Genomic DNA, 26,710 nt, shown 5'->3' on the forward strand with positions numbered 1-26,710 from the left:
AATTAATAATTGATAATTAAAAATTAATAATTAAGTACATGAAGACTTATCTCGTAACCGGTGCTGCCGGATTTATCGGCGCCAACTATATCAAGTACATTCTGGCCAAGCATAATGATATTACGGTCGTTATACTTGATTCCCTGACCTATGCCGGAAACCTTGGCACTATTGCTAAAGACATTGACGATGAACGTTGTTTCTTTGTGAAAGGCGACATATGCGACCGGATACTTGCTGACGAACTATTTGCCAGATTCAAGTTTGACTATGTGGTAAACTTTGCTGCCGAGAGTCATGTGGACCGCAGTATTGAGAATCCGCAACTTTTCCTGGTAACTAACATTCTGGGTACGCAGAATCTGCTGGATGCTGCACGCCGTGCCTGGGTTACGGGTAAGGACGAAAGCGGGTATCCTACGTGGCGCAAAGGTGTACGCTATCATCAGGTTTCTACAGATGAGGTGTATGGTTCATTGGGTGCCGAAGGTTACTTCACGGAACAAACACCACTTTGTCCACACAGCCCTTACAGTGCTTCAAAGACCAGTGCCGATATGGTAGTCATGGCTTACCACGATACTTATAAAATGCCGGTGACTATTACCCGTTGCTCCAATAACTACGGTCCGTATCACTTCCCCGAGAAGTTGATTCCACTGATTATTAAGAATATTCTGGAAGGAAAGAAACTCCCGGTATATGGTGACGGTAGCAACGTGCGCGACTGGCTGTATGTAGAAGACCATTGTAAAGCCATCGACCTGGTGGTTCGCGAAGGCATTGAAGGTGAAGCTTACAATGTAGGTGGCCATAACGAGAAGACAAATCTCGAAATAGTGAAGCTGACTATCGCTACCATCCATCGCCTGATGACGGAAAAGCCGGAGTATCGTGAAGTCTTGAAGAAAAAGACAAAAGGTGAAGACGGCCAGATTGACATTAGCTGGATTAACGAGGACCTGATTACTTTCGTGAAAGACCGTCTCGGTCACGACCAACGCTATGCCATCGACCCGTCGAAGATAACCAACGCTTTAGGCTGGTATCCCGAAACGAAGTTTGAAGTGGGTATCGTGAAGACTATCGAGTGGTATCTGAATAATCAGGACTGGGTAGAAGAAGTGACCAGCGGTGATTATCAGCACTACTATGAAAAGATGTACGGAAGATGAGTGATAAGTGATTAGTGATAAGTGATTAACAAAGTCACCACATCGCACTAATCACTAACCACTAATCACTATAATACTAATTATCATTCCCATAAGCAGCATATTGCGCGATGTTTCGCCCAGTATGCTGTTTAGTTTTTTACCGCTTCGTATCTGAACCATCCGCCTCCAGGTGCGTATATGCATATAGAGATAGAAGAGAGGCAGAACTATTCCTACAGGATTCCATCCTTTTATAAACCAGAAGCAAAGACAGGTAGCGATGATGCCGAGCCAGAGGTAGAAATATCTTCCGAAACGCTCTCCGAAACGGACAATAAGCGTGCGTTTTCCACTGAGAGCATCTTGTTTACGGTCTCGGTAATTGTTCACGACCAGCAATGTATCTATCACCAGCCCACTGATGAGTGAAGCTATGATGACACTTGGCGTGAATGTATATGCCTGTACATAATACGTTCCTCCCACGGGTACGAATCCGAAGAAGACGAGTACCAGCAAATCTCCCCACCCCTGATAAGAGAGGACGGTGGTGTACAGAAAGGCGAATATCACGCAGAACATACCCAATAAAATCAGTTCCCATCCGCCGTGAGGCAGTAGTCCCCAACTTTGATATAAAAGGCCGAGGCCGATGATGCAGGAGAGAATGACTGTGATGCCGATGCCCCATTTCATTGCTCCCGGTGTAATCCATCCTTGTGCACAGGCACGTTCGGGACCAAGACGGTCTTCACGGTCGGAGCCTTTCAGGTAATCGAACAAATCGTTGATGAAGTTGGCGGCAATCTGCATGCCGCAGGCAAAGAGGAAGCACAGCAGTGCAGGTATAAACTGGAATTGCCCGTCGGCAAACGCCAGTGAAGTACCTATCAGTACCGGTATGATTGCTCCTGTCAGGGTCTTGGGACGGGCGGCGAGGAGCCAAGCGTAAGGTGAATTTTGTTTCATCTCTTTCATTAGTATATTTCTTTTTCTATGGAGATGATTGCTTCCCTCAGGTTTGCATTTGGTTTCCTATACCTGAAGACTGTCGTTCCCTACGCTTGGAAACTGTCGTTTCCTATGTGTGGAAACTATCGTTCCCTATGCTTGGAAACTGCCGTTCCCCATAAAGGAAACGAGCGTTCCCATTAGGAGAAACTGTCGTTCCCATTAGAGGAAACGAGCGTTTCTTCTTGAGGAAACAGGGCTTCCCATCCTGTGAAAACAATAGGGAACTATAATGCGCTGATAAACAATCACCTGATAACCTATCTGCAAAGATACAGAAAATGCTTATCTTTGCATCTGTTATGATAAAGAAATTGGTTTATATATGTATCCTTTCGGGGTTGTTTTTTTCTTCCTGTAAGTCGAACAGAAGCCTGGTTTCTTCTCTGCCGCCGCAAATATCGGCAGAGGATAGTGTTCGGATTGTAAACACAAAGATTAGCTCTTCTAAGAAAAGTTCCGGATATAAGGGTATTAGTCGTGTCAGAACCTATAATTTCACCCATCCTGATGTGCCTGCTGCTTTCGATGGTTTCCGTATCGCTTTCGTGTCCGACTTGCATTATAAGAGCCTTTTCATGGAAAAAGGACTGGATAACCTGGTGAAGCTGCTTCGGGAACAGCATGCCGATGTACTGCTGATAGGTGGTGACCTGCATGAGGGTTGTGAATATGTGCAGCCCGTTATTGCCGCCCTTTCTGAGGTGAAGACACCGATGGGAGCATATGCCGTGCTGGGCAATAATGATTATGAGGCTTGTTATAGCGATATTGTGCGCGAAATGGATAAGCGTGGCATGCACTTGCTGGAACATAAAGTAGATACGCTGAGGCGGTATGGAGAAGAAATCCTGATTGCCGGTGTGCGCAATCCTTTCGACCTGAAAAAGAACGGTACGTCTCCTACACTCGACCTTTCCCCGCAGGATTTCGTCATTCTGCTGACGCATACGCCCGACTATGCCGAGGATGTTCCCATTACCAATACCGACTTGGTGCTTGCAGGGCATACCCACGGCGGGCAAGTCACGCTGTTCGGCTTGTATGCCCCTATACTTCCGTCACATTACGGGCAGCGGTTCCGCACCGGGTTGGAATATAATTCACGGCTTACGCCGATGATTATAACCAACGGTATCGGTACATCCAATAAGAACATCCGTCTCTTTGCGCCCAGCGAGGTGGTGATGATTATACTGCATCGGCAGAAAGACTGATGCATCTTCCGAACTTACTCACCGGGTAAAAGTACAATACCCAGCTTCTTTTTGCCGTCCATCTTTACCGTGACAGGATGCTCAAAGCGGACATGACGCAGGTATTTGCTTTCGTGCACGGCGGGCTGTGCATTCAGGAAGTCCTGATTGTACACACCATCGTTCATAAAGGCATTGATAGTAAAGTAGCCCACTCCAAAGGAAGTCAGGTTCTGGAAGAAGTGGGTTCCCTGGCTGGGGTCCACACGATAGTTCGTCAGTCCGGCTTCCACAATGACGCGGGCAGCACTGATATGCGGCCATTTCACCGGAATACCGAGCCACGTGTCGCTGCTTCCCCAGCGGCCGGGGCCTACCAATACATAATTTTTGCCCTCATTGAGGAATTGCTGGTTCAGTTTCTCTATTTCCCAAGCAATATCCTGATTGTGCGAAGCGCTGTAATCGTCGGTCTTCACGTAGATAACGTCGTATATGTCATTCATAATCCCGTGTCCCAACGAATTATTGGAGCGGAGCAGGACTTTATCGTCTGGAATAGTGGTGATGTCTTCGTCCAGCATTTCCTTGGTATCCACGATGGGGCGTACTTGCAGGAGGTAGAAAGTACCGCTTTTGTCTTTTTCGCGACTCATAGTGGCGGCAAACTCTATCTCGACAGGACGGCGCATCTCTTGTTCGCTGTATTTCAATACTAACTGTAGAATACGCGCAAGAGGGAAAACATCGTGTTGCAGGATATTGGCAAAGGTGATGACTTTGCGTCCACCGGGATACAGACCGTCGCGGATGACCTGATCGTAAGGGTCGTAGGTGGAGGCGATATAATTCAGCGCACCGTCTTTCTCCGCTTCCTTTACGTGCAACTTCAACAGGTTGAAACCGTCATCCATAGAGAAATCATGCCCGGCATTCTTCAGGTCGAGGGCATAGAAACGGGTCTGGGTCTCTTTCAGAGCTATTTCCATTTCGCTGGTTTGCAAAACCTTGTGCGGATGATAGGGAGAGAAACGAAGTGTCATACCCCCGTCTACAATATATTTACCCAAACCGAGGGCAAGGTTCACAGTTCCTTCTTCGGCTTTCTCGTCACCGATGGGGTAATAATTCAGCGAACGGGCTACGCCGGACATGCTGGGATAGTAACGGTCGCCATATTGGTTGCCGACAACCTCCTGTAGGATAACCGCCATCTTTTCCTGGTCGATGACATTGCTTGTGGCTTGCATATAAGCCTTGCTGTCGCGGAAATAAACCGAAGCATATACACCCTTGATGGCATCGGACAGCATACGGAGCATTTCGTATTTGTCGTCCAGATAGGGAATCATATAGGTGTTGTAGATTCCGGCGAAAGGCTGGTAGTGCGAGTCTTCCAACAGAGAAGACGAGCGGATGGCAAGCGGGGACTTCACCACATCGAAGAAGGTGAAGAAGTCTTCCACCAGGCGGTCGGGCAGCTTGGCTTTCAGGAAGTAACGCAGAATCAGGTCGTCGTCAGCATCGGAGAGAGCTATCTGATACAAGTTGTTGGTTTCCATAAACTCGTCGAAAACATCGGTACAGAGTACTACTGTCTTTGGAATGGCGACGCGGGCATTATCGAAATCTTCAAATTCGGGGTGATGCTTCACCATGTTATCAATAAAAGCAAGACCACGGCCTTTGCCGCCCAACGAACCATCGCCGATGCGGGCAAAGTTGGAGTAACGGTCGAAGCGGTCGCGCTTGAATACAGCTACCACACCCTGGTTCTTCATCTTACGGTATTTCACGATTGCCTCGAAGATGATTCTGCGGTGGGCATCCACATCCTGAAGACTGTTCCAGGTGATAGGTTTCAGAAACTCCGCTACCGGGAACATGGCGCGTGAGTAGAGCCAGCGGCTGACGTGGTTGCGGCTGATATGATAGAGGAATGACTCTGCCGGTACGGCAAAGAGGATATTCTGCAGTTCTTTCAGGTTCTTCACGCGGGCAATCTCTTCCAGCGTGTCGGGATTGCGGAAGATGAAATCGCCGAAACCGAAGTTATCCGATACGATGCGGCGCAAGTCCACATCCATCTTTTTGGAGTTCTTGTCGATGAAGGCGGCACCGTATTTGGATGCATAGAGTGCATTCTCCGATTCGGAGGACTGGATGATGAGCGGCACGAACGGGTCTTGCTTGCGGATGGCGGCACAGAGTTTGATACCGGCAAGTCCGTCCTTCTCACCACGTTCCACACGGGGGAAGCGGACATCGGTAATCACTCCTAATATATTGTTCTTATATTTTTCGTAGATGCCGGTAGCTTCTTCATAAGTACGGGCCAGTACAATCTTTGGACGCCCCCTCATACGCAATGTACGTTGGTGGGCATTCAGGGCTTCGGTACTGAATTCCTGACTTTGCTTTAACACGAATTTATAGAGGTTGGGCAGTATGGACGAATAGAACCGGATGCCATCTTCCACCAATAGGATGAGCTGCACGCCCACTTCATTGACGTCGTGTTCCAGGTTCATCTTGTCCTCTATCAGTTTAATGATAGATACCAGCAAATCCGTGTTGCCCAGCCAACAGAACACGTACTCGAAGGCGCTCAAATCCTCGTTGGCAATGCGCTTGGTGATGCCGTGGCTGAAAGGCGTCAGTATCACTACGGGAATTTGTTCGTACAGGCTCTTGATGTGGCGCGCTACGTCGAAACTCTCATTATCTCCCGTTCCCGGCATGCAGATGATGAGGTCGAACGGCACGGTGGAGAGTTGTGCCAGTGCCTCCTCGCAGGTGGATACCTGAGTGAAGCGTGGCGGATAGCGCAGAGAAAGCGAAGTATATTCGTTGAAGATCTTTTCGTCGATGCGTCCGTCGTCTTCCAGCATAAAGGCGTCGTAGGGATTGGCTATCAAAAGGATGTTGAAGATGCGTCGCGTCATGAGGTTGGCGAACTGCGTATCTTTAAAATAAAGCTGGTTTAATTTAAGCTTGCTGAGCATGGCTTATCACGGTTTATGGGTTTGATAGGCAAAAGTAATAGAAATCAAACCTATTTGGATAGTTTTTCGACCACTTTTTTTATATTTGTCTGTATTATTGCAGCAGTTAAAAAGCGAGTACTATGAAAGACTATTATATTATGATAAAGCGCACATGCATTTTATTACTATTTATTTCGTTATATACCAGTTTGTTTGCCGGGTCTTTCCGGCATTTGAACGTTCGTGAGGGATTGAGTAGCAGGCAGACGTACCAGATATGCAAAGACTCAACAGGCTTTATCTGGGCTTATACCCATATGGGGGTGGACCGTTATGACGGAAATGAAATCAGGCATTATACATTGAACGAGACGATAGAGTCCAAAGACCACATCTTGTCCTTCACTGTTATGGAAGTGGATAAGAAAGGGAACCTTTGGATTGCACTGCGTAATGGTAGGGTATACTGCTATGATAAATTGAAAGATGCTTTCTATTTGCAGGCAGATTTGTCACAGTTCATATCTTCTCCTGTGTTGAACGGTATGGCGTTTGAGGAAGATGAAGGTTTGTGGCTGTCTACATCGGCGGGTGTGTATTATTGGGATAAGGAAAATAATGTTTTGTCTCCGGCGGGCCTTATCGGTGAATGGACCAATTGCATCCTCAAAGCGGAGAATGATGTTTTTTTTGTGGGGACCAATACGGAAGTTTATAGAATGAAGAGAACCGGAACAGCCCGTCAGCTATCTAAGGAAAAGGTGGATATACCGGTGGAGGCTCGTATAGAGACTTTATTCCTATACGGTAGTAAACTATACGTAGGGACATTTTCAAACGGTGTGTTCGTGATTGAACTGACAACGAAGCAAGTGAAATCTCTCGATGCTTTTATTCCGGGCATACCTGTACGTGTGTTTGCTTATGATGGAGAGCGCTCTATCCTGATTGGATCCGATGGTGCCGGTATTTTCAGGATCGATGCCGTCAATGAGACGCTGCTGAATCATTATATCACTGATGAGGATGATGAGAGAAGCCTGAACGGAAATACGGTCTCGGATATTTGTGTGGATGAGTATGGAGGTATCTGGGTGACCACCTGTACAAACGGTATCAGCTATCTGGATCCTAATGTGCCTGATGTCCGGTGGATAAGGCATGAACGGAATAATCCTTCTTCGTTGGTATCCGACCATGTGAATGTGATGCTTCAGGATTCGGAAGGTGACTATTGGTATGGTACTAATGACGGAATCAGTGTGTATCGGGCAAAGTCGAAACAATGGATGCATTTTCTGAATGGAAAAGGCTATGCCTATTCGTCTGTAGTACTGGCCCTTTGCGAAGATAATGAAGGGAGTGTCTGGGCAGGTGGTTACGGCATTGGCCTGTATCGGATTAATAAGAAATCGGGTGAGGTTCGGAAAATGCCGAAACGGAATAAGCAATCGGACAAAGGCATATCCACTGACTATATTTATGCGATTTATGCAGAAGGGGATTGCCTGTGGTTCGGAGGAATCGAAGGAGATTTCATGCGCTATAACAGGCGGACCGATGCTTATACCTATTATCCGATAGATTGTGTGGGTGATATAAAGTATGGTGACAAGAATACGTTGCTGATAGCAGGCTGTGACGGACTGGGATTCTTTGATAAGTCCACCGGAGAAATCAGGTGGCAGCAGAAGTTCGGTGAGATCACGTTGCATTATCCCGTCCGTTGCCTGCTGCGTTCGTCATCCGGAGAAATATGGTTGCTTACGGATGGAGAAGGATTGATTCGTTTTAATCCGGAGAATGGCAAGTCGCGTATCTATGCCATCGCAGACGGCCTGGTGTCCAATTCTATCAACAGTGTAGCCGAAGACAGTAACGGACATATCTGGTTTAATACAGAAAAAGAACTATATTGCCTGGATTTGGTGGAAGACATGGTGATTAATGGAAATGACCTGCTGAACATTGGCTGGGGATATTACAATGCCAATGCTTCCATGAAAACGAAGGACGGGCATTTGGCATTCGGCACTGCGGAAGGGGTACTTATCTTTGCACCTTCTTTCGATTTTTCCGGTAGCGTACCGATTGAATTGATATTCACGGATTTTAAATTGCCTTACGAATCGGTAAAGGTAGGTGTGTCCGGCTCTCCTTTGCAGGCTGGCATCAACGATACCCGGCGTCTGAAACTGAAACATAACCAGAACTCATTTTCCATATCTTTCTCGGCTATTAACTTTGTTTCTCCTCACAAAATCAGGTATGAGTACAGACTGAATAACCATGAACGGCAATGGCATCGCGTGGATGCAGTTCAAAGTGTGGGCTATATGGATCTTCCTCCTGGGAAATATACTTTTGAGTTGCGTGCATTCGATAAATACACCCAGCAGCAGGTAGGGGAACGTATTATTGAAATATCTATCAGTCATCCGTTGTGGGCTTCATGGTGGGCCATAGCTATCTATTTGATTCTGTTTGTGGTGGTGGGTTATTTGCTTCTCCAGTTCAGACGGCAGAGGGTGAGGGAAGATAAAATCAGAGAGAGGATACACTCGTTCATCGGAGTAGCCCACGACATACGTACGCCGGTTGCACTGATAAAGGCTCCGTTAAGCGAACTTGAAGCTCAGGACGGCTTGCCGGAAGAAAGTAAAAAGAAACTGGCTATTGCCATGAAGAATGCTGAGAAACTTTTCACGATGATTACCCAGTTGCTGGAGTTGCAGAAAGTGGAAGCGCATCCTGAACATCTGGAGGTGGCATGGTATGATATAAAGGAGTACATGGAAGATAAATTGTCCGCTTTCCGCATGGCTGCCGTCCAGAAAGAGGTAGAGCTATATCTGGAAGTCGATTCGGAAATGCCTGAAGTATGGCTGGACAAGAATAAGATGGACCACATTATGGATAATCTGCTCTCTAACGCTTTGAAGTATACGGAGAAAGGAGCGATAGGAGTTATAGTGCGGCAAGCCAGGAATAAGTGGACGGTCGAGGTGACGGATACGGGAGTCGGCATTCCGGCGGAAGAACAGAAAAACATCTTTAATGAATATTATCGTGCCAGAAATGTGGTGGATTCTCAGGAACAGGGCATCGGTATCGGTCTGATGATTACTTCCAGAATCATTAAGCAGCATCATGGCAAGATTGAATTCAGAAGTGTGGAGAATAAGGGAACTACGTTTACGGTTACGTTCCCCAGGAAACTGAAGTCGGGTATGGTAGTTGCCGCGAAAGAGAAGTTGCCGGAAAACACTGCTCCCGATGTTTTATCTCAGGAAGAGACGGAACAGGTGGATAAGAATGTGCTGTTGCTGGCCGAGGATGATAAAGACATGCGCGAATACCTGACGGACAGCCTGTCTTCCGAATATAAGGTTATCAGTGTGCCCGATGGTGGAAAAGCTTTGGATATGGCAAGGGAAATTAATCCGGATATCATCATTTCAGATATCATCATGCCTATCATCCAGGGGGATGAATTGTGCCGGATATTGAAATCATCAGTTGAAACCAGTCATATACCCGTCGTGTTGTTGACTGCCCTTTGTGAAAGGGAAAACATTATATTGGGGCTGGAAGCCGGAGCCAATGATTATATCATTAAACCTTTCGACTTGTCTGTGCTGAAAGTGCGGCTTCGTAATATTCTTCAGAACAGGCAGCATCTCAGGGACACGGTTCTTTCTTCGGACATACCTGTGGATGAAGTGGATTATAGTAGTCAGTTGGATAAGGAATTCTTGGATAATGCGATGGTGTCCATTGAGGAAAATATGGCTAATCCGGAATTTTCAATTACTGACTTCTGCCGTGCGCTGGGAATGAGTCGTACTTCTGTTTATAATAAAATAAAAACTTTGACAGGACAAGGACCTAACGACTTTATCCGCATTGTGCGGTTGAACAAGTCGAAAGAGCTTTTGCAGTCACAGAAATATACGATTGGCGAAGTAGCCACCATGGTTGGCTTTTCGGACCCTAAATATTTCAGTACATGCTTTAAGAAGCAGTTTGGGGTAAGTCCGAGCAAATTTTAGAGTATAAAAACTGTATTTAAACCTAAGTGGATAAGTAGCCAACCTTTTTTGTTAAAAAATCAACTTACGTTTCCCTGATTGTGCGTAATATTGTGGTCAATAGTAACCCTCTAAAAATGCAGATAAAAAATGGAAACGTATTTAGGCCTGGACTTAGGCGGAACAAAATTACTGATTGGCGAAATTGACAGCCGCGGTAATATCTTGAGGTACAAAAAATATGACTCCGGATATTTCAACCAACAGGCAGCGCTGGATATTATCAAGTTATCACTGGATGATTATATCAAAACCGTCGGGTGGTATGATAAGAAGCCTCTGGCAATGGGAGTTGGACTGATTGGCCGGGTGGATCCCAATCAAGGTATCTGGTTGCAGATAGATCCCAGCAGAACGCAACCCATTGCGTTGGCTAAAGAATTGGCGGATATCTATGGCATTCCCTGCCATATAGATAATGATGTGAAAAGCGCCACACGTGCCGAACGTGTCTGGGGCTTCGGACAAATCTCTAAAAACTTCATCTATTTAAATATAGGAACAGGCATTGCAATCGGTACGGTTGTGAATGGCAGGCAGATACGTGGTAGCCATTTCAATGCCGGTGAGGTGGGGCATGTGCGGGTAGGAGTGAATGTAGGAATCAAATGTACGTGCGGAAGAATGGATTGTGTGGAGGCTATAGCTTCCGGCATTGGTTTCGACCGTTGTGCCCGATTGCTTCACGGGCAATACGAGACGGACTTGCATATCTCTGCCGATAGAGGTGAACGGATACCGGTCAGTGAAATCTTTGCATTGAGCCATAAAGGCGATCCTCTGTGTGTGAAGCTTGTGGAGAACGCTTCCGAAGCGTTGGCAAACCTGATAATGAACCTGGTGAGGGTGACAGACCCGGAGACCATTGTTCTGGGTGGTGGTGTAGTGGCTGACGGATATATACATGCCAAGATACTGGAATTGCTGAATCCCACCACCATGCGCTTTGTGAGCAATGGCGTTGTTATTACAAAGTTGAATCCGGAATTCATAGGCTTGTTGGGTGCAGGGGCTGTAGCCATGAATATGTAGAATCGGGATTACTAATACTTTATTAATAATATGAATGTAACTATTACAAAGAATGAGAGAGAATTCGATTGTACAGCCGCCTGGCGTATAATCGGAGAGATATTACATAAACCGGAAGCTGTTATCGGGCTTTCGACGGGACGCACGACCGGAAATCTGCACCGGATTGTCGGAGAAATACATTCCCATTACCCGTTTAATACCTCTGCCGTCACCTTTTTCGGACTGGACGAAGTGACCAATGTGCCACGTGAATATGCCGGAGCATGCTATACGATGTTGAAGACGGAAATCATAGATGCATTGGGCATTAAAGATGAGAACTTCCTGATGCTGCCAACCTTTTCGGATGACTTCAGTAAGGATTGCATCGCTTTTCAGGAGGAAATAGCCAGACGTGGTGGCATCGACCTGTTGATTCTGGGATTGGGAGAGAATGGGCATTTAGGTTTCAATCAACCTCAGTCTCCTTTTAATGGTGAAGCATGGGTTACTAAAATGAATCCGGAACTGGAGGAGCGTATTCGCAGGGAAACCGCTACTCCACCGGAGAAAGAACTGGGAGGAGCCACTCTGGGCATAAAGAATATTATGCAGGCACGCCGGATAGTGCTGGTGGCTAAGGGTGGCAATAAAGCCGGTATTGTGAAACAAATGCTGGAAGGACCTGTCACTCCCGATGTTCCTGCCTCCGTGCTTCAACTGCATCCGGATTGCGAGTTCCTGCTGGACACGGCTTCTGCATCCGGGCTATCTGAAAAATAATCATTATACTATAATACTACATGATGACACAACAGGAAAAACAAATCAATTACATGGGACCGTTTCTCACAATAGTCTTTCTATTCCTTATTGTCGGGTTCCTGACAACTGCCAATACTCAGTTTCAGGGTCCGTTGAAGGAAACTTTTCTCATGAAAGTAGGTAATCTGAAGAATACATTTGCCACTTTGATTACCTTTTCATGGTTTCTTGCTTATCCCATTTGTGGTGGGATAGGTTCATCCTGGATAAATAAGTACGGCTATAAGGGAACGTTAATCCGTGGACTCTGGGTGATGATTGTCGGTTTGGGACTCTTTTTTGCTTCTTCTTATTTCACTGTAAGATTTCCTGATGCTGATATTATGATGGGAGAGAGTATCATTCCCATAGGCTTTTTCATTTTCTTATTAGGATCATTTGTCGTAGGTGCTTCGGCCACTATTTTGCAGGTTGTCATCAATCCATATCTCACGGCTTGCCGGGTGAAGGGAACGCAGGCTATCCAGCGTCTTGCCATCGGTGGCACGGCAAACTCTGTCGGTACTACGCTTGCCCCTTATTTTGTGACGGGTGTTGTTTTTGGTGGCTTGGCTATGGAGGATATTCAGATCAGCCAGTTGATGATGCCTTTTCTGGCGTTGATGCTGACCATTGTAGTGGTCGTATTCCTGCTGATGAGGCTGTCTTTACCTGACATACAGGGCACACGGGTGGAAAAAGGAGAGAAGTTGGAGAAAAGCGTATGGTCATTCCGGCATCTGACGTTGGGTGTCTGTGCCATATTCTTCTATGTGGGCGTGGAGGTTTGCATTGGTGCGAATATCAATTTGTATGCCATTGAACGGAATTGTCCTTCACCTGCGCTGATGGCTACGCTTTATTGGGGTGGTATGCTGATAGGGCGATTGATAGGTAGTTCGCTGAGTAAGGTTCCTCCCCGTGTGCAACTGGTGGTGACTACCCTGTCGGCGGGTGTGCTTGCTCTGCTGGCTATAATTTTTAATAATCCATGGTTGCTGACGGCAGTCGGTCTGTTCCATTCCATTATGTGGGGAGCTATATTTACGCTGGCTGTGGCCCATTTGGGTAAATATACTTCGGTAGCTTCGGGAGTATTTATGATAGGTGTAGTGGGCGGTGCTATCCTGCCTCTGTTGCAAGGTGTCTTTGCCGACTTGCTGGAAAGTTGGAGATGGTCTTGGTTTATTGTACTTTTGGGAGAATTATTCATGCTGTATTATGCATTGGTAGGTTCTCGTGTTCGTCAAACAGCTGATTAACTATAATATTATGAAAAAAAGAATGAGATTTATGATTTTGTCTGTACTGGCGGTATTGCTGTCGTGCAGTAGTAAGGCAGGAGAACTGCGCATGGCTTCTTCGGATGCGAAGGTGATTGTGGCTTATGTGACTTCCTGGAGTAGTGTCATGCCCGACCCGCAATACATGACGCATATCAATTATGCATTCGGTCATGTGAGCGAAACATTCAATGGAGTGGGTATTGCCAATGAGAACCGCCTTCGCGAGATTGTTGCTTTAAAAGCTCAGAAACCGGGATTGAAAATAATGCTCTCCATCGGTGGATGGGGAAGCGGACGTTTCAGTGAAATGGCTGCCAACGACGAATTCCGCCTGGCATTTGCGAAAGATTGCAAGCGGGTAGTGAAGGAGTACGGTCTGGATGGCATTGATATCGACTGGGAATATCCTACCAGTGCGGCAGCCAACATTTCCGCCTCACCGGACGATACGAAGAACTTCACATTGCTGATGCGTGATATACGGAAAGAGATAGGAAAGAAAAAACTGTTGACCCTTGCTACGGTGGCTTCCGGTGAATATATAGACTTCAAAGCAATTCTGCCTTATATAGATTTTGTCAATATCATGTCCTATGACATGGGAAATGCTCCCAAACACCATGCTGCTTTGTATAGTTCGGAAAACACAGGCTGGATGACTGCCGATGGCGCAGTTGAAGCACACCTCAAAGCAGGTGTTCCGGCTTCTAAGTTAACTATGGGAGTACCTTTCTATGGACGTGGAGGCGACCAGTATCCTAATTTCCAGGATTACCATAAGGTGGGCGGCACTGCTGAATTTGAGGAGCGTTGGGATGATACAGCCAAAGTACCCTATCTGGCAAACAAGGATGGTGTATTGGTTTTTGGTTATGAAAATCCCCGTTCGCTAGCTATCAAGTGCCAATATATTTTAGACAAGGGATTGCTTGGCGGTATGTATTGGGATTATGCAGGCGACAATCCTCAGGGTGATTTGCGCCGCACGATGTATGAGAGCCTGCTTGTGAATAAGAAAGGTCAGCCAGCTCCTTATCAGGTGTTGGTGCTGACCGAGCGCGGCGGACAACATGGCGGATTCACGGATGCCGGTCTGCAATGGTTGGCTCAGGAGAGTGGAGCCATGAACTTTGAAATAACGGAAATAAATAATGCGAAACCTATTACGGAGGAATATCTCAATCGTTTCCACTTGATTATCCAACTGGACTATCCGCCTTACACATGGAGTGAAGCAGCACAAGCAGCCTTTACCAAGTATATTGATGAGGGACGTGGCGGCTGGATAGGTTTCCATCATGCTACTTTATTGGGAGAATTTGATGGTTATCCGATGTGGCAATGGTTCTCCGACTTTATGGGCGGGGTGCGTTTCAAGAATTATATTGCTCCGTTGGCTGATGGAGTGGTTATCACAGAAGATACGGAACATCCGGTTATGAAAGGTGTGCAAGAGACGTTTATTATCCCTGATGATGAGTGGTATACTTATGATAAGAGTCCGCGCCGCAACGTGCATGTGTTGGCACATGTGGACGAATATAGCTATACTCCTGCTTCGGATGTCAAGATGGGAGACCATCCTGTGGTGTGGGTGAATGAGAACAAGAAAGCGCGCAATGTCTATTTCCAGATCGGACATAGCAAGAAGTTGTACGAAACGGAAGATTTTACGAAGATGTTCAGGAATGCAATTCAGTGGACATTGAAGAAATGATGGATATATCTTTTAAAAAATAGGTAAAAGAGGCTGAATGACAGGCCGGGAAGCAATAACAGAGAAACTTTCCGAAATAAAGTTTCTCTGTTATCTGTGGGATAAAATTAATGTTCTATATCGCCAAGCTATAAAAGACCAGGTATAACGTTTCTGTGCAATCTCCTGCATCTTGCATCCGTCCTTTGGCTTGCTATGCATCAATTCCACCAGTTCTTCACTTGTCTTGAAGTAATGAGCTTTGTTTTCCGTAGTCTCACGATTATAAATCACGTCGTAAGCTAGAATCGGCTTACCAAAAAACATAGCCTCCACCAGTGAAGGGTTTGTTCCGCCTGCACTATGCCCGTGGATATAGCACCTGCATTGATTACGTAGAGCATATAGCACGTCGAGGTCATACACGGAGTTCACCATCTGTATGTTTTGCCAATCACCGTATTCTTCTTTTAGTCGTCGGCTATATTCGCTCCGTTCCCAATTTCCCACAAACACCAGGTTTTCTCCCGAAGTAGCAAAAGCTTTCAGAACCATATGGCAGTTGTTCTCCGGTTCAATGCGGCATACACTGACAGCATAGTTTCCGGAAGTGATTCCATATCGCTTCAGAATTTCATTCTGCTTTTCTTCGATGACGTTTTTTTGTGCATGGTCTCCTCCGTAGGCTACTAATTCAGCCTTCTTCTGATATGTACTCCACACATAGTCTTGTATACCTTTATTGTCGGCTATTATCACATCCGCATAGCGTACGGCCATTGCTTCGCTTGTCCGCAGAAACCATTTGGCAAACTTGTCCCATTTGGCCCTTCGGTGTTCCAGGCCGTCAATGTTCACTATCAGCTTTTTGCGATACAGTAGTCTGAAGACTGGTAGAAAGATACAGCCCGACACGCCTAATATGACTACGGCATCATAGCCTCGCAAACATTTAAGCATCGACAGGATATCATATGGAGTGCTTTGCATTCCATTGGCATGAAATAGCGGGATGTACTTCAGTTGTGCTCCCTTGTAGGATTTTATACGCGTGGCGTAATCCTTACCACTACAGAAAACGGTATAACGGACTTCGGAGTAACAATTATTACCGATAATGTTTTCTACCAGAGTCTCGAAACCACCATATTTTGCAGGCACACCTTGGATGCCGATAATAGCTACTTGTTTCATAAATATAAAAGGATTATATATTAAGGTTTCCCAGTGAATAATATCAATATTGCTTCCATTGTGTAAATTGCCTTTTAAAGACTTCCACCTCTTCACGATGCATGTAGTTGTTCCAGTCTTTTTCATTGAAGAAAGAGGGAGAGATGTGTTGCTCAATGATTGAAGATAATGTTTCAGCAAGATCAGCTGTGTTGTTACCGGCTAATACTCCGAAGCTTGGGAATTTATCCAATACTTCCTTAAAGTATGGAATGCAGCTTGCTATTATAGGTTTGTGGAAATAGAATGCCATTTCCAGTATTCCGCTTTGTGATGTTTTCCGGTAGGGCAACACTACATAATCGGTGTTTTGGTAGAGATAAATCAGTTCATCGTCATTGATATGTCTGAGCATGATATGAAATAATTCAGGATGCTCTGGTTTTACAATTTCGATGGCATGATCAAAATCTTTTCCTGCGATGATCACATTTATCTTTTCATAGATGTCGGGTGCAAGTTTGTTTACGGCATCTATAAGAATATCTATTCCTTTGCTGATATTGATATTCCCGAAAAATAGAATATTCACTTTTCCCTTAATTGTGGCATTCATCACATCTTCCCGAACTTCCGTTAGCTTGCAGTCTTTGCAGAACTGATACCTGAAGTGGGGGACGTACAGGCGTTTCTTGGTATAGTTGTATTCATCGAGAAAATCGTCAGTACGGTCCGAATGTACTATTACGCTTTTGATATGACTGGCGTATAAGTTTCGGAACATACGTTTAAGCCATTTGCTATTGTCTACGTTTTGTGCTATTGCTTCATGTATATCTATCAGATGTTTTTTGGCAAGGGCTAAAATCCACATAAATGGCAGATCTATTTTATTACCATAAGTAAGGTAGATGAGGCAACTGTTCCGGTGGCGTAGTACAAAGTTGAACAATATCAAATAGTTTGAAATGAGACATCCTATTTTATGGAAGATGCTACCTTGATATTGGAAGTGGAAAAAAGGTTTTTTGTTTGCTTCCGTTTTATAATTAGATAGGATATGGATTTGCGTATCGGGTACATCGTGAAGTATCTTTGCAAATGCATCATTATAGTAGTGCATTCCACAATGTACGCCTAAATAGTCAATAATGTAGATGTTCATAAATTATAATCCTAAAGACATTTTTAATATCGTGCAATTGGTTCCTTTGATGAATTTAGCTATAAATACGGGGATGTAAATTCCCGATAATATGCAAAGAAGATAGAATACAATGTATGTATCTTTATCAATGATCATGGCTGTATAGCTCATTGGCTCTTGAATTCTGGTTATAAGAATTAAGAGCCAAGTAGTTCTTTTGTTAGTAATTGGGGATGTTTTTTACTATATGGCTTTAAACTCATTTGCATTTGTGGGTATTTCCGACTCATCTTTGTATCGGTTGCAGATGAAGCGGACAGGTACCCCTGCCCATACCTGGTAGGGTGGTATGTCTTTGTTTACAACAGAACCAGCTCCTATTACAACACCATCACCGATTGTCACGGATTTGGTAAATATAGTGTTCATCCCTATGTAGCAGTTTTTGCCGATATGAATTTTGCCTCGGTAATAAGCGTGTTCTTTCAGATTGCTGGTGTCATAGAAATGGGTTAGCAATACTGTTCCTTGTGTAATGGTTGTACCGCTTCCAATGAAAATGTCTTCAGGATGAATTCCGTCTATAATAATTTTACCCATTAAAACCCCTTCTCCCATATTTACACCGATAAGTCTGTATAGACAAGTTTTTTGTGCCATGGTAAGTGGAACATTGTTTATGATACAACGTAGGGATAGCTGCCACACTCTTTTAAAACCTCTTGTAGGCTTGGCTCGTTCTTTTTTTTCTGCAATCATATTGTCATTTGTTGATTAGCTATATTGATGATGTCATCAATGAAACTCTCAGATTTACAACGCTCTATTTCTAATATTTGATTGACGCGCGTATAATCGATTTCTTTGTCCGGTATTTGCTCTTTATTACTGATATATTGATTCTCCAAATGGAATAGTTGCAGTAAACTGTTCACTCTCGTACTGAAACGTTCTGGTGAAACCGTAACGAATTGCTTGTTGAAATTGATGGCAAAGGCAGTGCCGTGAAACGAACTGACAACGATATAGTCTGCCTGCTCAAAGAGGGATAGAAACATTTCAACGGATGCACAATTAAAAATTTTGTCTATCTTAAACTGAGAATTAAACTTGAATGTAGGGCAAACGAGATATACGGCTAAGTTCCGTCTTACTGCTATTTCTTTTGCAATATTGATAACGGTGGAATTTCTTTGGGTTTCAACGGAGTAGATAAGTAGATATGGGACTTTTTTCTTAAAGCGATGTCTACTTACAGATATCCAGTCTTCTTTTTTAAGCAATAATGTTGGATCTAAAACCTGTACTGCGTTTTTTATTCCAATCTCGGCTAAGGTTTGTATATTTGAACATTCCCGTACTGATATTTTTTTGTAGTCAGAAAGGAGATGACGGATTAATGGTTGTTGTTCTTTGGGAAAATGCTTAATTCCGATGCTTGCTCCATACGCGGCTTTTTTCTTAGATATACCCTCCCAGAAGAATACTTTATCCACTCCAAAATTATGTTCGCTGTTCCATACTTGGTCGCTTCCGGTTAAGTATAAATCATACGGTCTGAGTTTTTTGATGATTTCATCCAATGAATTGAATCGTTCTGTCAATGTGACTCTTTGCTTTAAGAAGCGTTTCACTTGCCATATCATGAAGCTATTTAATAGCAGGTAGCTACTGAAATACAAATATCGTATGGGTAGTGGTTTGTTTTTCTGTTTCAAATAATTCTGTGCATAAGTTTTTCCGGTCAGGTAAGGGCGTATGTAGTTAAGTACATCTATTGTGCATTCTTTCTTTTGGAATATGGATACTGTTGCATAAGCTTGTAGGTAAGTTCCAAAATTAATGTTGTCAATGATTGTAGTTAATATAATTCTTATTTGCATAATAAGTCTCTTATTTTCATTAATATTCCGAATAGGCAGGCGTTATGTTTGCATATTCTTTTTATATGGTAGATTGTATATGATTTGAGCTTGTTCCGTTGAAAGCTATTCATTAAAGCTGTTGGATTATTACTTAGCTTTTGGTAAAAAGTGTCTCTTGATATTGGCTGTGTCGTTTTTTCTGTCAGATTCTTGTTCTCGTCGGCAATCCATTCGATATTTGTTTTTATTATTGTAATTTTTTCTTTTATTTCATCCAGTAGCTTTTCCCCGTTTTCTGTATTGACAAGAATTGCGGATACGCCGTTGTAGTTGTTGTTTATGGCATGATATTTTTTTACTCCCCAATAGTCGGCCAATGTGATGTCTCCGGTTCTTTCTACTGTAGCGAAAGGACAATGATAGCATGTTTTACGATTCATAGCATTGGAAATGAATGCATTGAAATACGAATTCATTACCGGGTCATAACCAATATGTTTAATTCCGTCTTTTCTTTGTATATTACTACTACTACTATTACAACTCCAACCATTGATGGATTTGTCTCTAAACGAGTATTTTATAACTTTTCCCTTGTATTTATGTTCCATCTGTGAAACTATGAAATCGAAAACTTTATGAGAAGGGGTCCCATGACAAATTAAATCGGAAGTGATAAGTGTTGAGTAAGGTCTGCGGAGAAAGCATTTCAACCCTGCTACCTGACATCCGGTTCCTGTATAATATACCCAACGCCCGGCTTTTAACTGTTCTTTGATTTCAGAATATACGTTTCTGTTTTGCGACTGCAAATATTTGCTACCTCTAAGCTTATTTAAAGAACGTATGTCTTCAACTCCTATGTGGTATAGCTGAAGGTTATTGTCAAAAGCGGCACCGTACACAACGCCTCCTTTCTCTAAAATGGAAATACTGATGGCAGAAAAAATGCCACCGCTTGAACTTTGCTGCAAAGTTTCTTCGTTGCGGTTAATGGCAGCATAGGCTTTTGTATCTTCTATTCTGTTTTTTACGGAATCGCTATGTAGCATGGGACATACCTTTTCGCATGCAGAACATTCTATGCATAACAAACTGTCAACAATGGGGTAGAGGAATCCTTCTTCATCTTCTTGCATTGTTATTGCATGATTTCTGCATATCTGTTCGCACGCAGAGCATCCACAGCAGTCTGATTTTGAGGGAGAGATATTTTTAAAAAACATGTTGTTATCTATTTTTGAGTAAATAGCCTGCTTCATAAATGAATTTTAGCAGCCATCGGTGAATTGTGTTTTTTGTAAAAAGATTGATGGACACTTTGCAGGCATTCTTGGATATGGCAGGAGTGTAGTGCAGTAATCTTTTTATGAATCCCAAGCTATTCACTACCCGAATGTCCTTTCCGTTGAATTCATTCTCTCCCCATCTTAAAAATGCGATGAGTGCATTGATTTTGCGCAGTACAATTTCTTCCGATTGAATGGAAGAAATGTTTTCGCCGCTGCTGCGCCAATAGACGGTTGCTCCTTCAATGGTTTTGATTCCGCGTTTGGCACCATATTTTACCCATGTTGCCAAGTCACTTCCCCATGCCAAATCAAAAGGTACAAAGCCGCCTGATTTATTATATATCTTGCGGCTAAAAATAAATTCAACCGCATAGCAGTCCAACTTCCATTTTAATTTGGCTTTATAGAGTTCTTTGGATGTTATGACGTTGGGATATTGTACTCTTTTTATCGTTTCGCCGTTGCGGTCTATAACATTTATGTTACAATGATATATGTCGTATAGCTCCTTTTTTGCCAATTCCTCTTTTAGTAATTTAACGCAGTCTGGTGCCATATAGTCATCGTCCGAAAATAGCCATATCCAGTCTTCTGTACTTAAATTGATGCATCTTTCCCATTGAGCCACTAAGTTGTTTCCTCCAAGATTTTCATTGAATCTTACATATTTGATATTTAGAATACCTTTATATAGGTCAACTACTTTTTTTATATCAAAAGGACTATTGTCATCTCCGATGTATACAGAGAAGTCTTGATCAGACTGTGCGGCAAGAGATTTTAAGGTTCCAGCCAAAAAGGTATCCTTGTAGGCTGGAATGATGATAGCTAAAGTCATTGTATTATTATATTGATGTTAAGAATCCGGTCCTTCCTTTTCTTGAAAGGTTACTCTTCCTCTTTGTGAAAAAATGTGTTTGGAGACCTTAATGCGAATAGCGGGTAGAACAGAAGTGCAATTCTGATGCTGTTATTGCTGAATAGCGTATCATTGCAAAGAAATGCAAGCATAACTATAAATGCCAACAACATGTACCTCATGAATGTGCGGCTTTCTTCATCACTTACTTCATTTGTTTTCTTATATAAAGCTCTGTATAGCCCCAAATAAGTAAACAATAGTATTATTCCTCCCCTTGCAAGTGTGCCAAATATCCCAATATCAGCTATAAAGAATTTATGCCCAAAGAACGTGTGAAATCCAAATGTGCGAAAACGGGATGACAGATTTCCGAATCCCAACAGAAAGTTATCGTAAATATAGGGAAGTACTTTATTTATTGAGTTAATGCGTGCCAGTGTGGAGCTGTCACGGGTATTCTTACCATCAAAGACAGTCGTGAATTTGTCGAAAAATTGCTCATCAATCATGGTGAGTATTATAATGCCCAAAATAGGTAATAGTGCAATTGCCATTCTTTTAAATGATACGCCTTTCATTTGTATGAAATACACAGCAAAAACAATGGCAAGTGTTGCTTGTGGCTGGCGGCCTTTACTTACAAATAACAGGTAAAACATCAACAATAAGAAGGGTTGCCAGTTTTTCTTTAAAGTCGGTGCATCCAGAAACTTTATAAGATAATAAATGTAGGAGATAATCATCAGATCAGAGCAAGCGTTTAGTTTAGCACCTTTTATTGTGTCAACATTTGCAGTTGCTTCTATCAAATTTGTGGACGTGATAAATGGCTGTATAGTAATGTGGTTGATGCCGAAAAAAAAGAAAGCGATAATGGAGATTGCTGCAATCCATAGGTTAAGCTGGTTGATTTGTTTTAATAATAGTTTATAGTCATATTCTGTTTGGTAGAGAATAAATCCGAACATAATAAACCAACAATATCTTAATGAAGCTATTCCTATAAGGAATGGTTGTCCGAACACGATATTGCTTTTATATGCTGCATATAGGGGGAAGAGGATGCAATACATCCCTATAAACCACGTGACGGCAGAACGTCTTTTGCCAAGAATCAGTTGCTTCAGAAAGGCATAAAGACCAACAGCCAACATTCCGAAATGGCAAAGCCATATTAGCTCTTTACTGCCAAGGAATAGGAAGACACCGGCAATATATAAAAGTATAAAGAATACAATATAGTTCATATCTTTGATTGGAGAACTATTAATGCACATTTAAAGTCATATGAATGACTCTTCTAGGTATCTTATAGACCATTCTCCAAAGATTAACTATACTCATAGTCTTATTTTTCCACACATAACTTCGCAAAACCTCTCTAATGGCTTTTAAATAACCAACTTCCAAATACCTTTCCAGAAACAAAGGCCTAAACTTATGTCTATGAAATGGTTCAACTAAGGATGGTTTATATTCCAGACGTTCTTTATAGTCACGTTCAATATTTAATAAAGCGGGTGTATGTACAGCCATGTCCTCGTAAAAGAGTCTACCGTTCTTAGTGTTTAATGTTACTGAAGAAACGTTCTTTTTGGGATGGCTAAAAGGAATAGTTTTACCCAAACCTATAAAATCTCCAATCGTGATGTCGGATATTCGTTCCGGACGAGCATAATTACACGAATAGCAATTTTCTCTCATAGACACACCTAATAGGAATCCAGCTAAATAATATTGAATTGTATGAGGTTTTCTATAAACTCTCCTTGAACTGTTATTTACCCATAATGACAGGCAAAAGTCATTTCTGTCATTGCCTCTAAACCTTACATCAGTTATATCTTTAAGTGATAAACCTTTATTTTTTGTAATGTAGTTTATTTCTTCTTTAAAATATTTTGTAGGACAAACGCCATGACAGATTAGATCAACCGTTACAAGGTTATCAAAAGGTTTTCGCAAAAAAGAAAGCAAACCAGCAACTTGACAAGGCGTTCCTATAAATAAAACAAAACGATTATTCTTAAGAAATAACTTTACTTGCTTGAAAACATCTTTCCCCATCACACTCTGCACATAACGAGACCCCTTAAATTTTTCCAGCTCATTAATTTTTTCAGTATAGGTGATAATGGGAGTGAAGTTTTCATTATATCGCGAACCAAACACAATACCATTTTTATGATTAATCATAAACTCGGACATAACTGTACCTATGCCGCCAGAAGCACATGTTTTCCGTTTGGCTCTATCACTAATCCAAGAAGCAAAACATTTTTTGGGGTATTCAAATGCTAAATTGATATTATTTGGACATGATTTGATGCATAAATTACAATTAAGACAAGAATTCTCATCCACTACAGGGTGCAATTCACCATATTCATCCTCTTGCATAGTGATACAATCTTGAGCACAAGCATTTATACAAGCATAGCATCCGGTGCACTTATTTGCAGGACATATTACCATATTGTTCTACGGCGTTTAGTAAGTAAAAAATTGAATACTGACAATAAAATGACATAGACGATACCCCATGAAAACGACTTAACCAAAAATAAAACAAACATGTCAATACGTTCGCTAAAGTCACCAGTCGGAAAATGTTCAAAAGGTATAAAGCGGACAAAAAACAAAGCAATAAAAGCTAAACCTGTTGGTAAGCAGAAGGCACTGAGCATTTTAAGTCGACTTAGGTTCATCAACTTTTTATAATATGATCCATAATAAACCACTATTACTATCACAACGTAAACAAGATAACCAATTACTGCAGAACCAACTCCATAATATCGGCAACATAAAATATTTATAATTATAGAAATAATGCATGAAATGGCAGAAGTAATAACCAATGGCTTCGTCTTGCCATAAGCCAACACTAAACTATTACCGGGAGTAGTATGTATCTGTATCAAAACAGTGATACTCCATAATACCAGCCATATGGAAAGATTTGAATAAGAACTTCCGACGTATGATGTCAAAATCTCTTTAGCAGAAAATATGAATGGAAAACAGAGACAATTAGCTAATATAGATGTTAATCGAGTCCAGCGATATGCAAAGTTAGAGATTTCAGAATGAATATTTCTGGCAACCATTTCGGCTGTTTTGGGCAAAAAAATACTGGAAAAAGTGCCTCCTATCATAATAATAAACAAAGGGAAAACTTCTATAATTCTATACTCAGCTACTACGTCGGCTCCTTTATCTGTAAATATACTCAACAAAATAGGTCGAGATTGAGTGGCAGTCACTTGAAATATGGAGAGAGCAAATAGTGAAAGGCTGAATGTTAATACAATTCTGAATTCTTTCCAATAATTACCAAGGCGCAAACTATCGATTAGCTTGTCCTTTAAACATTTACAGGCATAAGGAATAATAAGTAATGCAATCAACAGTGTCAAAAAGAAAAAGTAAGTGGTAAGCGATAAATCTGCCCATAACACCACAAAAACAAGAGCTGTTTTCAATAATGTTTGCAAGCATTGCATTTGCATTGTAAAGGTCATTTGCTTATCTGAAACCAAGAGTTGATTGAAAGCAGTAGACACCCAACAAATTATAGAGAATAATGCTAATATGAACAAACATGAACGAAGTTGCAGAAATTGTGCATGAGTTATTGAGAATAGACTTTCGCCCCAAAAAGCCAAAGCCAATAATCCAATGGCATTAACTCCTGCTATGATCATATAAAATGTAATATTGGTGTGTGCTACTTTTTGAATTAAATCAAACTTTTTTTCAGCTTTCCATAATGAGAAGTAACGTATAGCACCGGTATTCATTCCTAAATCTAATAAGTGCATATAACCATTACAGGCTGTAGCAATAGAAAGAATACCATAATCTGCCTTTCCATAGAACCCAAGTAAAAGAGGTATTGAAACAAAACCTAATATGGCATTCAGGACCTTAGATAAAGTGCTCCAAAAGAAAGAGGAGAGGTAATAATTGTTTTTAGTTATTTTATTATTTTTCGATAGCATTAGTCAAATACTTGAGAGATGATTTTCGATCATTATCCAAAATTGTTTGGACTTCAATATAATTAATAGGATTGCGCCATTTATCGGATTCTTTTAAATAGAATTTATATGCCAAATGATAATGCCCAAGTAAATCATAAATTCTTGAATTCTGCGAATTTAAATCTTCATCACTGAAACGAAGAAGTTCAACAAAATCAATAGATAAGTTTATAGATATGGCTGTTGCATGAAATGAGTCTGTACAGACTAATGTTGCATGTTTAATTAAGTAAACAAATTCCTTAGGACCGGCATCTTTATATATTTTTGCATCCATAAAGCTGAATTCGGAATTCTCTTCAGCAGGTATTATAATAATATCATAAATTTTTGATTTCTCTTTTATATCTTTCAATTGATTGAAATAGAATTCATTGTTTCCGATAAGATAACAAAGAATATATTTCTTAGGTAATGAGAAATCAATATTTGCACTTTCTGACAATAACTTCCAATCATATGGAAGTAACAAAAAGGTGGGGTCTAACACTTGTTGTATGTCATCTCGATTTAATAAATCTGATAAAGCATTAACGGCAGATTCTTCTCTCACGCCAATATAGGCAAAATCAGAAAGTAGCGATTTCACGCTTGATATATATAGTTTGGGGATAAAGGGGCTACCAAGGCTTGAAGCATAAGCTATACGCTTTCGATTTCTAGCAAAGTCAAGGAAGTAGAATGGATTGAAAAAATACCTCGTATTCCATATCTGATCACTTCCTGTGATAAAAATGTCTGTTTCAGATAATAATCTTTCATACTGTTTTTTTGTATAAACCTCCTTTGTACGGTAGTAATCTTTTTGAAAATTGTAAACTTTGCGTAATTTTGGTGTTACAAAGTATAAGCACTTTCTCTTTAGTCGCAAAATACCGAGTAAATAGAGTAAATATTTTACTGTTGACTTTAAGCCGGATTTGAAGGAGAAAAAATTTAAAAAAAACACTTCATAGCCTAAATCCTCTAATTTCCTATACAGCGCATAAGATTGTAAAATAGTACCATAGTTACCTTTGCCTAACCATGTTACTAATGCTATTGTTCTTTTCTTCATTATATTTACAAAATTGAAATAAAAAA

Annotated in this window: 19 protein-coding genes; 7 read left to right on the forward strand and 12 right to left on the reverse strand. The window is 41.9% G+C overall.

All coding sequences use genetic code 11. The features are described 5' to 3' along the window. The first annotated feature begins 38 nt into the window (after positions 1-38). The gene (rfbB, locus tag HMPREF9447_RS15835; protein ID WP_009130758.1) at positions 39-1,175 is read left to right on the forward strand and encodes a dTDP-glucose 4,6-dehydratase; all 1,137 of its coding nucleotides are present in this window, start codon (positions 39-41) and stop codon (positions 1,173-1,175) included. A 54-nt stretch (positions 1,176-1,229) separates the two neighbouring features. Here rfbB and menA read toward each other — a convergent pair whose 3' ends face one another. After that, positions 1,230-2,135, reverse strand: a complete 906-nt coding sequence (gene menA / locus HMPREF9447_RS15840) for a 1,4-dihydroxy-2-naphthoate octaprenyltransferase (RefSeq protein WP_009130759.1) — start codon at positions 2,133-2,135, stop codon at positions 1,230-1,232. Between the two features lie 338 nt (positions 2,136-2,473). Here menA and HMPREF9447_RS15845 point away from each other — a divergent pair, with 338 nt between their 5' ends. Further along, complete coding sequence (locus HMPREF9447_RS15845) at positions 2,474-3,385, forward strand: metallophosphoesterase (RefSeq protein ID WP_455423493.1); 912 nt, start codon at positions 2,474-2,476, stop codon at positions 3,383-3,385. Positions 3,386-3,399: 14 nt separating this feature from the next. On the opposite strand, the gene HMPREF9447_RS15850 is transcribed toward HMPREF9447_RS15845, so the two are convergent. After that, positions 3,400-6,369: a PEP/pyruvate-binding domain-containing protein gene (locus HMPREF9447_RS15850; protein ID WP_009130761.1), complete on the reverse strand. Its 2,970-nt coding sequence runs from the start codon at positions 6,367-6,369 to the stop codon at positions 3,400-3,402. A gap of 122 nt (positions 6,370-6,491) precedes the next feature. Here HMPREF9447_RS15850 and HMPREF9447_RS15855 point away from each other — a divergent pair, with 122 nt between their 5' ends. The 5 genes from HMPREF9447_RS15855 (at position 6,492) to HMPREF9447_RS15875 (ending at position 15,263) form a co-directional block, all read left to right on the forward strand. Beyond that, positions 6,492-10,403, forward strand: a complete 3,912-nt coding sequence (locus tag HMPREF9447_RS15855; protein WP_009130762.1) for a hybrid sensor histidine kinase/response regulator transcription factor — start codon at positions 6,492-6,494, stop codon at positions 10,401-10,403. Between the two features lie 129 nt (positions 10,404-10,532). Next, on the forward strand, positions 10,533-11,474 hold the full coding sequence (locus tag HMPREF9447_RS15860; RefSeq protein ID WP_009130763.1) for an ROK family protein: 942 nt from the start codon (positions 10,533-10,535) through the stop codon (positions 11,472-11,474). A gap of 30 nt (positions 11,475-11,504) precedes the next feature. After that, positions 11,505-12,239 (forward strand): 6-phosphogluconolactonase, encoded by a 735-nt coding sequence (locus HMPREF9447_RS15865; RefSeq protein ID WP_009130764.1) that lies wholly within the window; start codon positions 11,505-11,507, stop codon positions 12,237-12,239. Positions 12,240-12,262: 23 nt separating this feature from the next. Further along, positions 12,263-13,522 (forward strand): MFS transporter, encoded by a 1,260-nt coding sequence (locus HMPREF9447_RS15870; RefSeq protein WP_044138276.1) that lies wholly within the window; start codon positions 12,263-12,265, stop codon positions 13,520-13,522. A 31-nt stretch (positions 13,523-13,553) separates the two neighbouring features. Next, entirely contained in the window at positions 13,554-15,263 is a 1,710-nt protein-coding gene (locus HMPREF9447_RS15875) for a glycosyl hydrolase family 18 protein (RefSeq protein WP_009130766.1), read from the forward strand. A gap of 90 nt (positions 15,264-15,353) precedes the next feature. Here the strand turns inward: HMPREF9447_RS15875 and HMPREF9447_RS15880 are convergent, their stop codons facing one another. From HMPREF9447_RS15880 to HMPREF9447_RS15925, 10 genes are all read right to left on the reverse strand, one after another. Further along, a complete protein-coding gene (locus HMPREF9447_RS15880; protein WP_009130767.1) occupies positions 15,354-16,436 on the reverse strand; it encodes a DUF1972 domain-containing protein in 1,083 nt (360 codons plus the stop codon). 43 nt (positions 16,437-16,479) lie between these two features. Beyond that, complete coding sequence (locus tag HMPREF9447_RS15885; RefSeq protein WP_009130768.1) at positions 16,480-17,580, reverse strand: glycosyltransferase; 1,101 nt, start codon at positions 17,578-17,580, stop codon at positions 16,480-16,482. Positions 17,581-17,805: 225 nt separating this feature from the next. Then, a complete protein-coding gene (locus HMPREF9447_RS15890) occupies positions 17,806-18,222 on the reverse strand; it encodes an acyltransferase (RefSeq protein WP_244267629.1) in 417 nt (138 codons plus the stop codon). A gap of 95 nt (positions 18,223-18,317) precedes the next feature. Further along, positions 18,318-19,445, reverse strand: a complete 1,128-nt coding sequence (locus tag HMPREF9447_RS15895) for a polysaccharide pyruvyl transferase family protein (RefSeq protein ID WP_009130770.1) — start codon at positions 19,443-19,445, stop codon at positions 18,318-18,320. Further along, positions 19,436-20,689, reverse strand: a complete 1,254-nt coding sequence (locus tag HMPREF9447_RS15900) for a Coenzyme F420 hydrogenase/dehydrogenase, beta subunit C-terminal domain (protein WP_009130771.1) — start codon at positions 20,687-20,689, stop codon at positions 19,436-19,438. Before HMPREF9447_RS15900 ends, HMPREF9447_RS15895 begins: the two co-directional genes overlap by 10 nt. Next, on the reverse strand, positions 20,658-21,557 hold the full coding sequence (locus HMPREF9447_RS15905; RefSeq protein WP_009130772.1) for a glycosyltransferase family 2 protein: 900 nt from the start codon (positions 21,555-21,557) through the stop codon (positions 20,658-20,660). The genes HMPREF9447_RS15900 and HMPREF9447_RS15905 overlap by 32 nt, the downstream gene beginning before the upstream one ends. Positions 21,558-21,607: 50 nt before the next feature. After that, positions 21,608-22,549, reverse strand: a complete 942-nt coding sequence (locus HMPREF9447_RS15910) for an O-antigen ligase family protein (RefSeq protein WP_244267630.1) — start codon at positions 22,547-22,549, stop codon at positions 21,608-21,610. 298 nt (positions 22,550-22,847) lie between these two features. After that, a complete protein-coding gene (locus tag HMPREF9447_RS15915) occupies positions 22,848-24,056 on the reverse strand; it encodes a Coenzyme F420 hydrogenase/dehydrogenase, beta subunit C-terminal domain (protein WP_009130774.1) in 1,209 nt (402 codons plus the stop codon). Then, positions 24,050-25,585 (reverse strand): lipopolysaccharide biosynthesis protein, encoded by a 1,536-nt coding sequence (locus tag HMPREF9447_RS15920; protein ID WP_009130775.1) that lies wholly within the window; start codon positions 25,583-25,585, stop codon positions 24,050-24,052. The genes HMPREF9447_RS15915 and HMPREF9447_RS15920 overlap by 7 nt, the downstream gene beginning before the upstream one ends. Continuing rightward, the gene (locus HMPREF9447_RS15925) at positions 25,569-26,684 is read right to left on the reverse strand and encodes a polysaccharide pyruvyl transferase family protein (protein WP_009130776.1); all 1,116 of its coding nucleotides are present in this window, start codon (positions 26,682-26,684) and stop codon (positions 25,569-25,571) included. The genes HMPREF9447_RS15920 and HMPREF9447_RS15925 overlap by 17 nt, the downstream gene beginning before the upstream one ends. Positions 26,685-26,710 lie beyond the last annotated feature (26 nt).

Source organism: Bacteroides oleiciplenus YIT 12058 (assembly GCF_000315485.1).
GTDB lineage: Bacteria > Bacteroidota > Bacteroidia > Bacteroidales > Bacteroidaceae > Bacteroides > Bacteroides oleiciplenus.

Bases quoted from the DNA above. Each gene is read 5' to 3' on its own strand.
- rfbB (WP_009130758.1), top strand. From the start codon at position 39: ATGAAGACTTATCTCGTAACCGGTGCTGCCGGATTTATCGGCGCCAAC.
- menA (WP_009130759.1), bottom strand. From the start codon at position 2,135: ATGAAAGAGATGAAACAAAATTCACCTTACGCTTGGCTCCTCGCCGCC.
- HMPREF9447_RS15850 (WP_009130761.1), bottom strand. From the start codon at position 6,369: ATGCTCAGCAAGCTTAAATTAAACCAGCTTTATTTTAAAGATACGCAG.
- HMPREF9447_RS15855 (WP_009130762.1), top strand. From the start codon at position 6,492: ATGAAAGACTATTATATTATGATAAAGCGCACATGCATTTTATTACTA.
- HMPREF9447_RS15860 (WP_009130763.1), top strand. From the start codon at position 10,533: ATGGAAACGTATTTAGGCCTGGACTTAGGCGGAACAAAATTACTGATT.
- HMPREF9447_RS15865 (WP_009130764.1), top strand. From the start codon at position 11,505: ATGAATGTAACTATTACAAAGAATGAGAGAGAATTCGATTGTACAGCC.
- HMPREF9447_RS15870 (WP_044138276.1), top strand. From the start codon at position 12,263: ATGACACAACAGGAAAAACAAATCAATTACATGGGACCGTTTCTCACA.
- HMPREF9447_RS15875 (WP_009130766.1), top strand. From the start codon at position 13,554: ATGATTTTGTCTGTACTGGCGGTATTGCTGTCGTGCAGTAGTAAGGCA.
- HMPREF9447_RS15880 (WP_009130767.1), bottom strand. From the start codon at position 16,436: ATGAAACAAGTAGCTATTATCGGCATCCAAGGTGTGCCTGCAAAATAT.
- HMPREF9447_RS15885 (WP_009130768.1), bottom strand. From the start codon at position 17,580: ATGAACATCTACATTATTGACTATTTAGGCGTACATTGTGGAATGCAC.
- HMPREF9447_RS15890 (WP_244267629.1), bottom strand. From the start codon at position 18,222: ATGGCACAAAAAACTTGTCTATACAGACTTATCGGTGTAAATATGGGA.
- HMPREF9447_RS15895 (WP_009130770.1), bottom strand. From the start codon at position 19,445: ATGCAAATAAGAATTATATTAACTACAATCATTGACAACATTAATTTT.
- HMPREF9447_RS15900 (WP_009130771.1), bottom strand. From the start codon at position 20,689: ATGAAGCAGGCTATTTACTCAAAAATAGATAACAACATGTTTTTTAAA.
- HMPREF9447_RS15905 (WP_009130772.1), bottom strand. From the start codon at position 21,557: ATGACTTTAGCTATCATCATTCCAGCCTACAAGGATACCTTTTTGGCT.
- HMPREF9447_RS15910 (WP_244267630.1), bottom strand. From the start codon at position 22,549: ATGTTCGGATTTATTCTCTACCAAACAGAATATGACTATAAACTATTA.
- HMPREF9447_RS15915 (WP_009130774.1), bottom strand. From the start codon at position 24,056: ATGGTAATATGTCCTGCAAATAAGTGCACCGGATGCTATGCTTGTATA.
- HMPREF9447_RS15920 (WP_009130775.1), bottom strand. From the start codon at position 25,585: ATGCTATCGAAAAATAATAAAATAACTAAAAACAATTATTACCTCTCC.
- HMPREF9447_RS15925 (WP_009130776.1), bottom strand. From the start codon at position 26,684: ATGAAGAAAAGAACAATAGCATTAGTAACATGGTTAGGCAAAGGTAAC.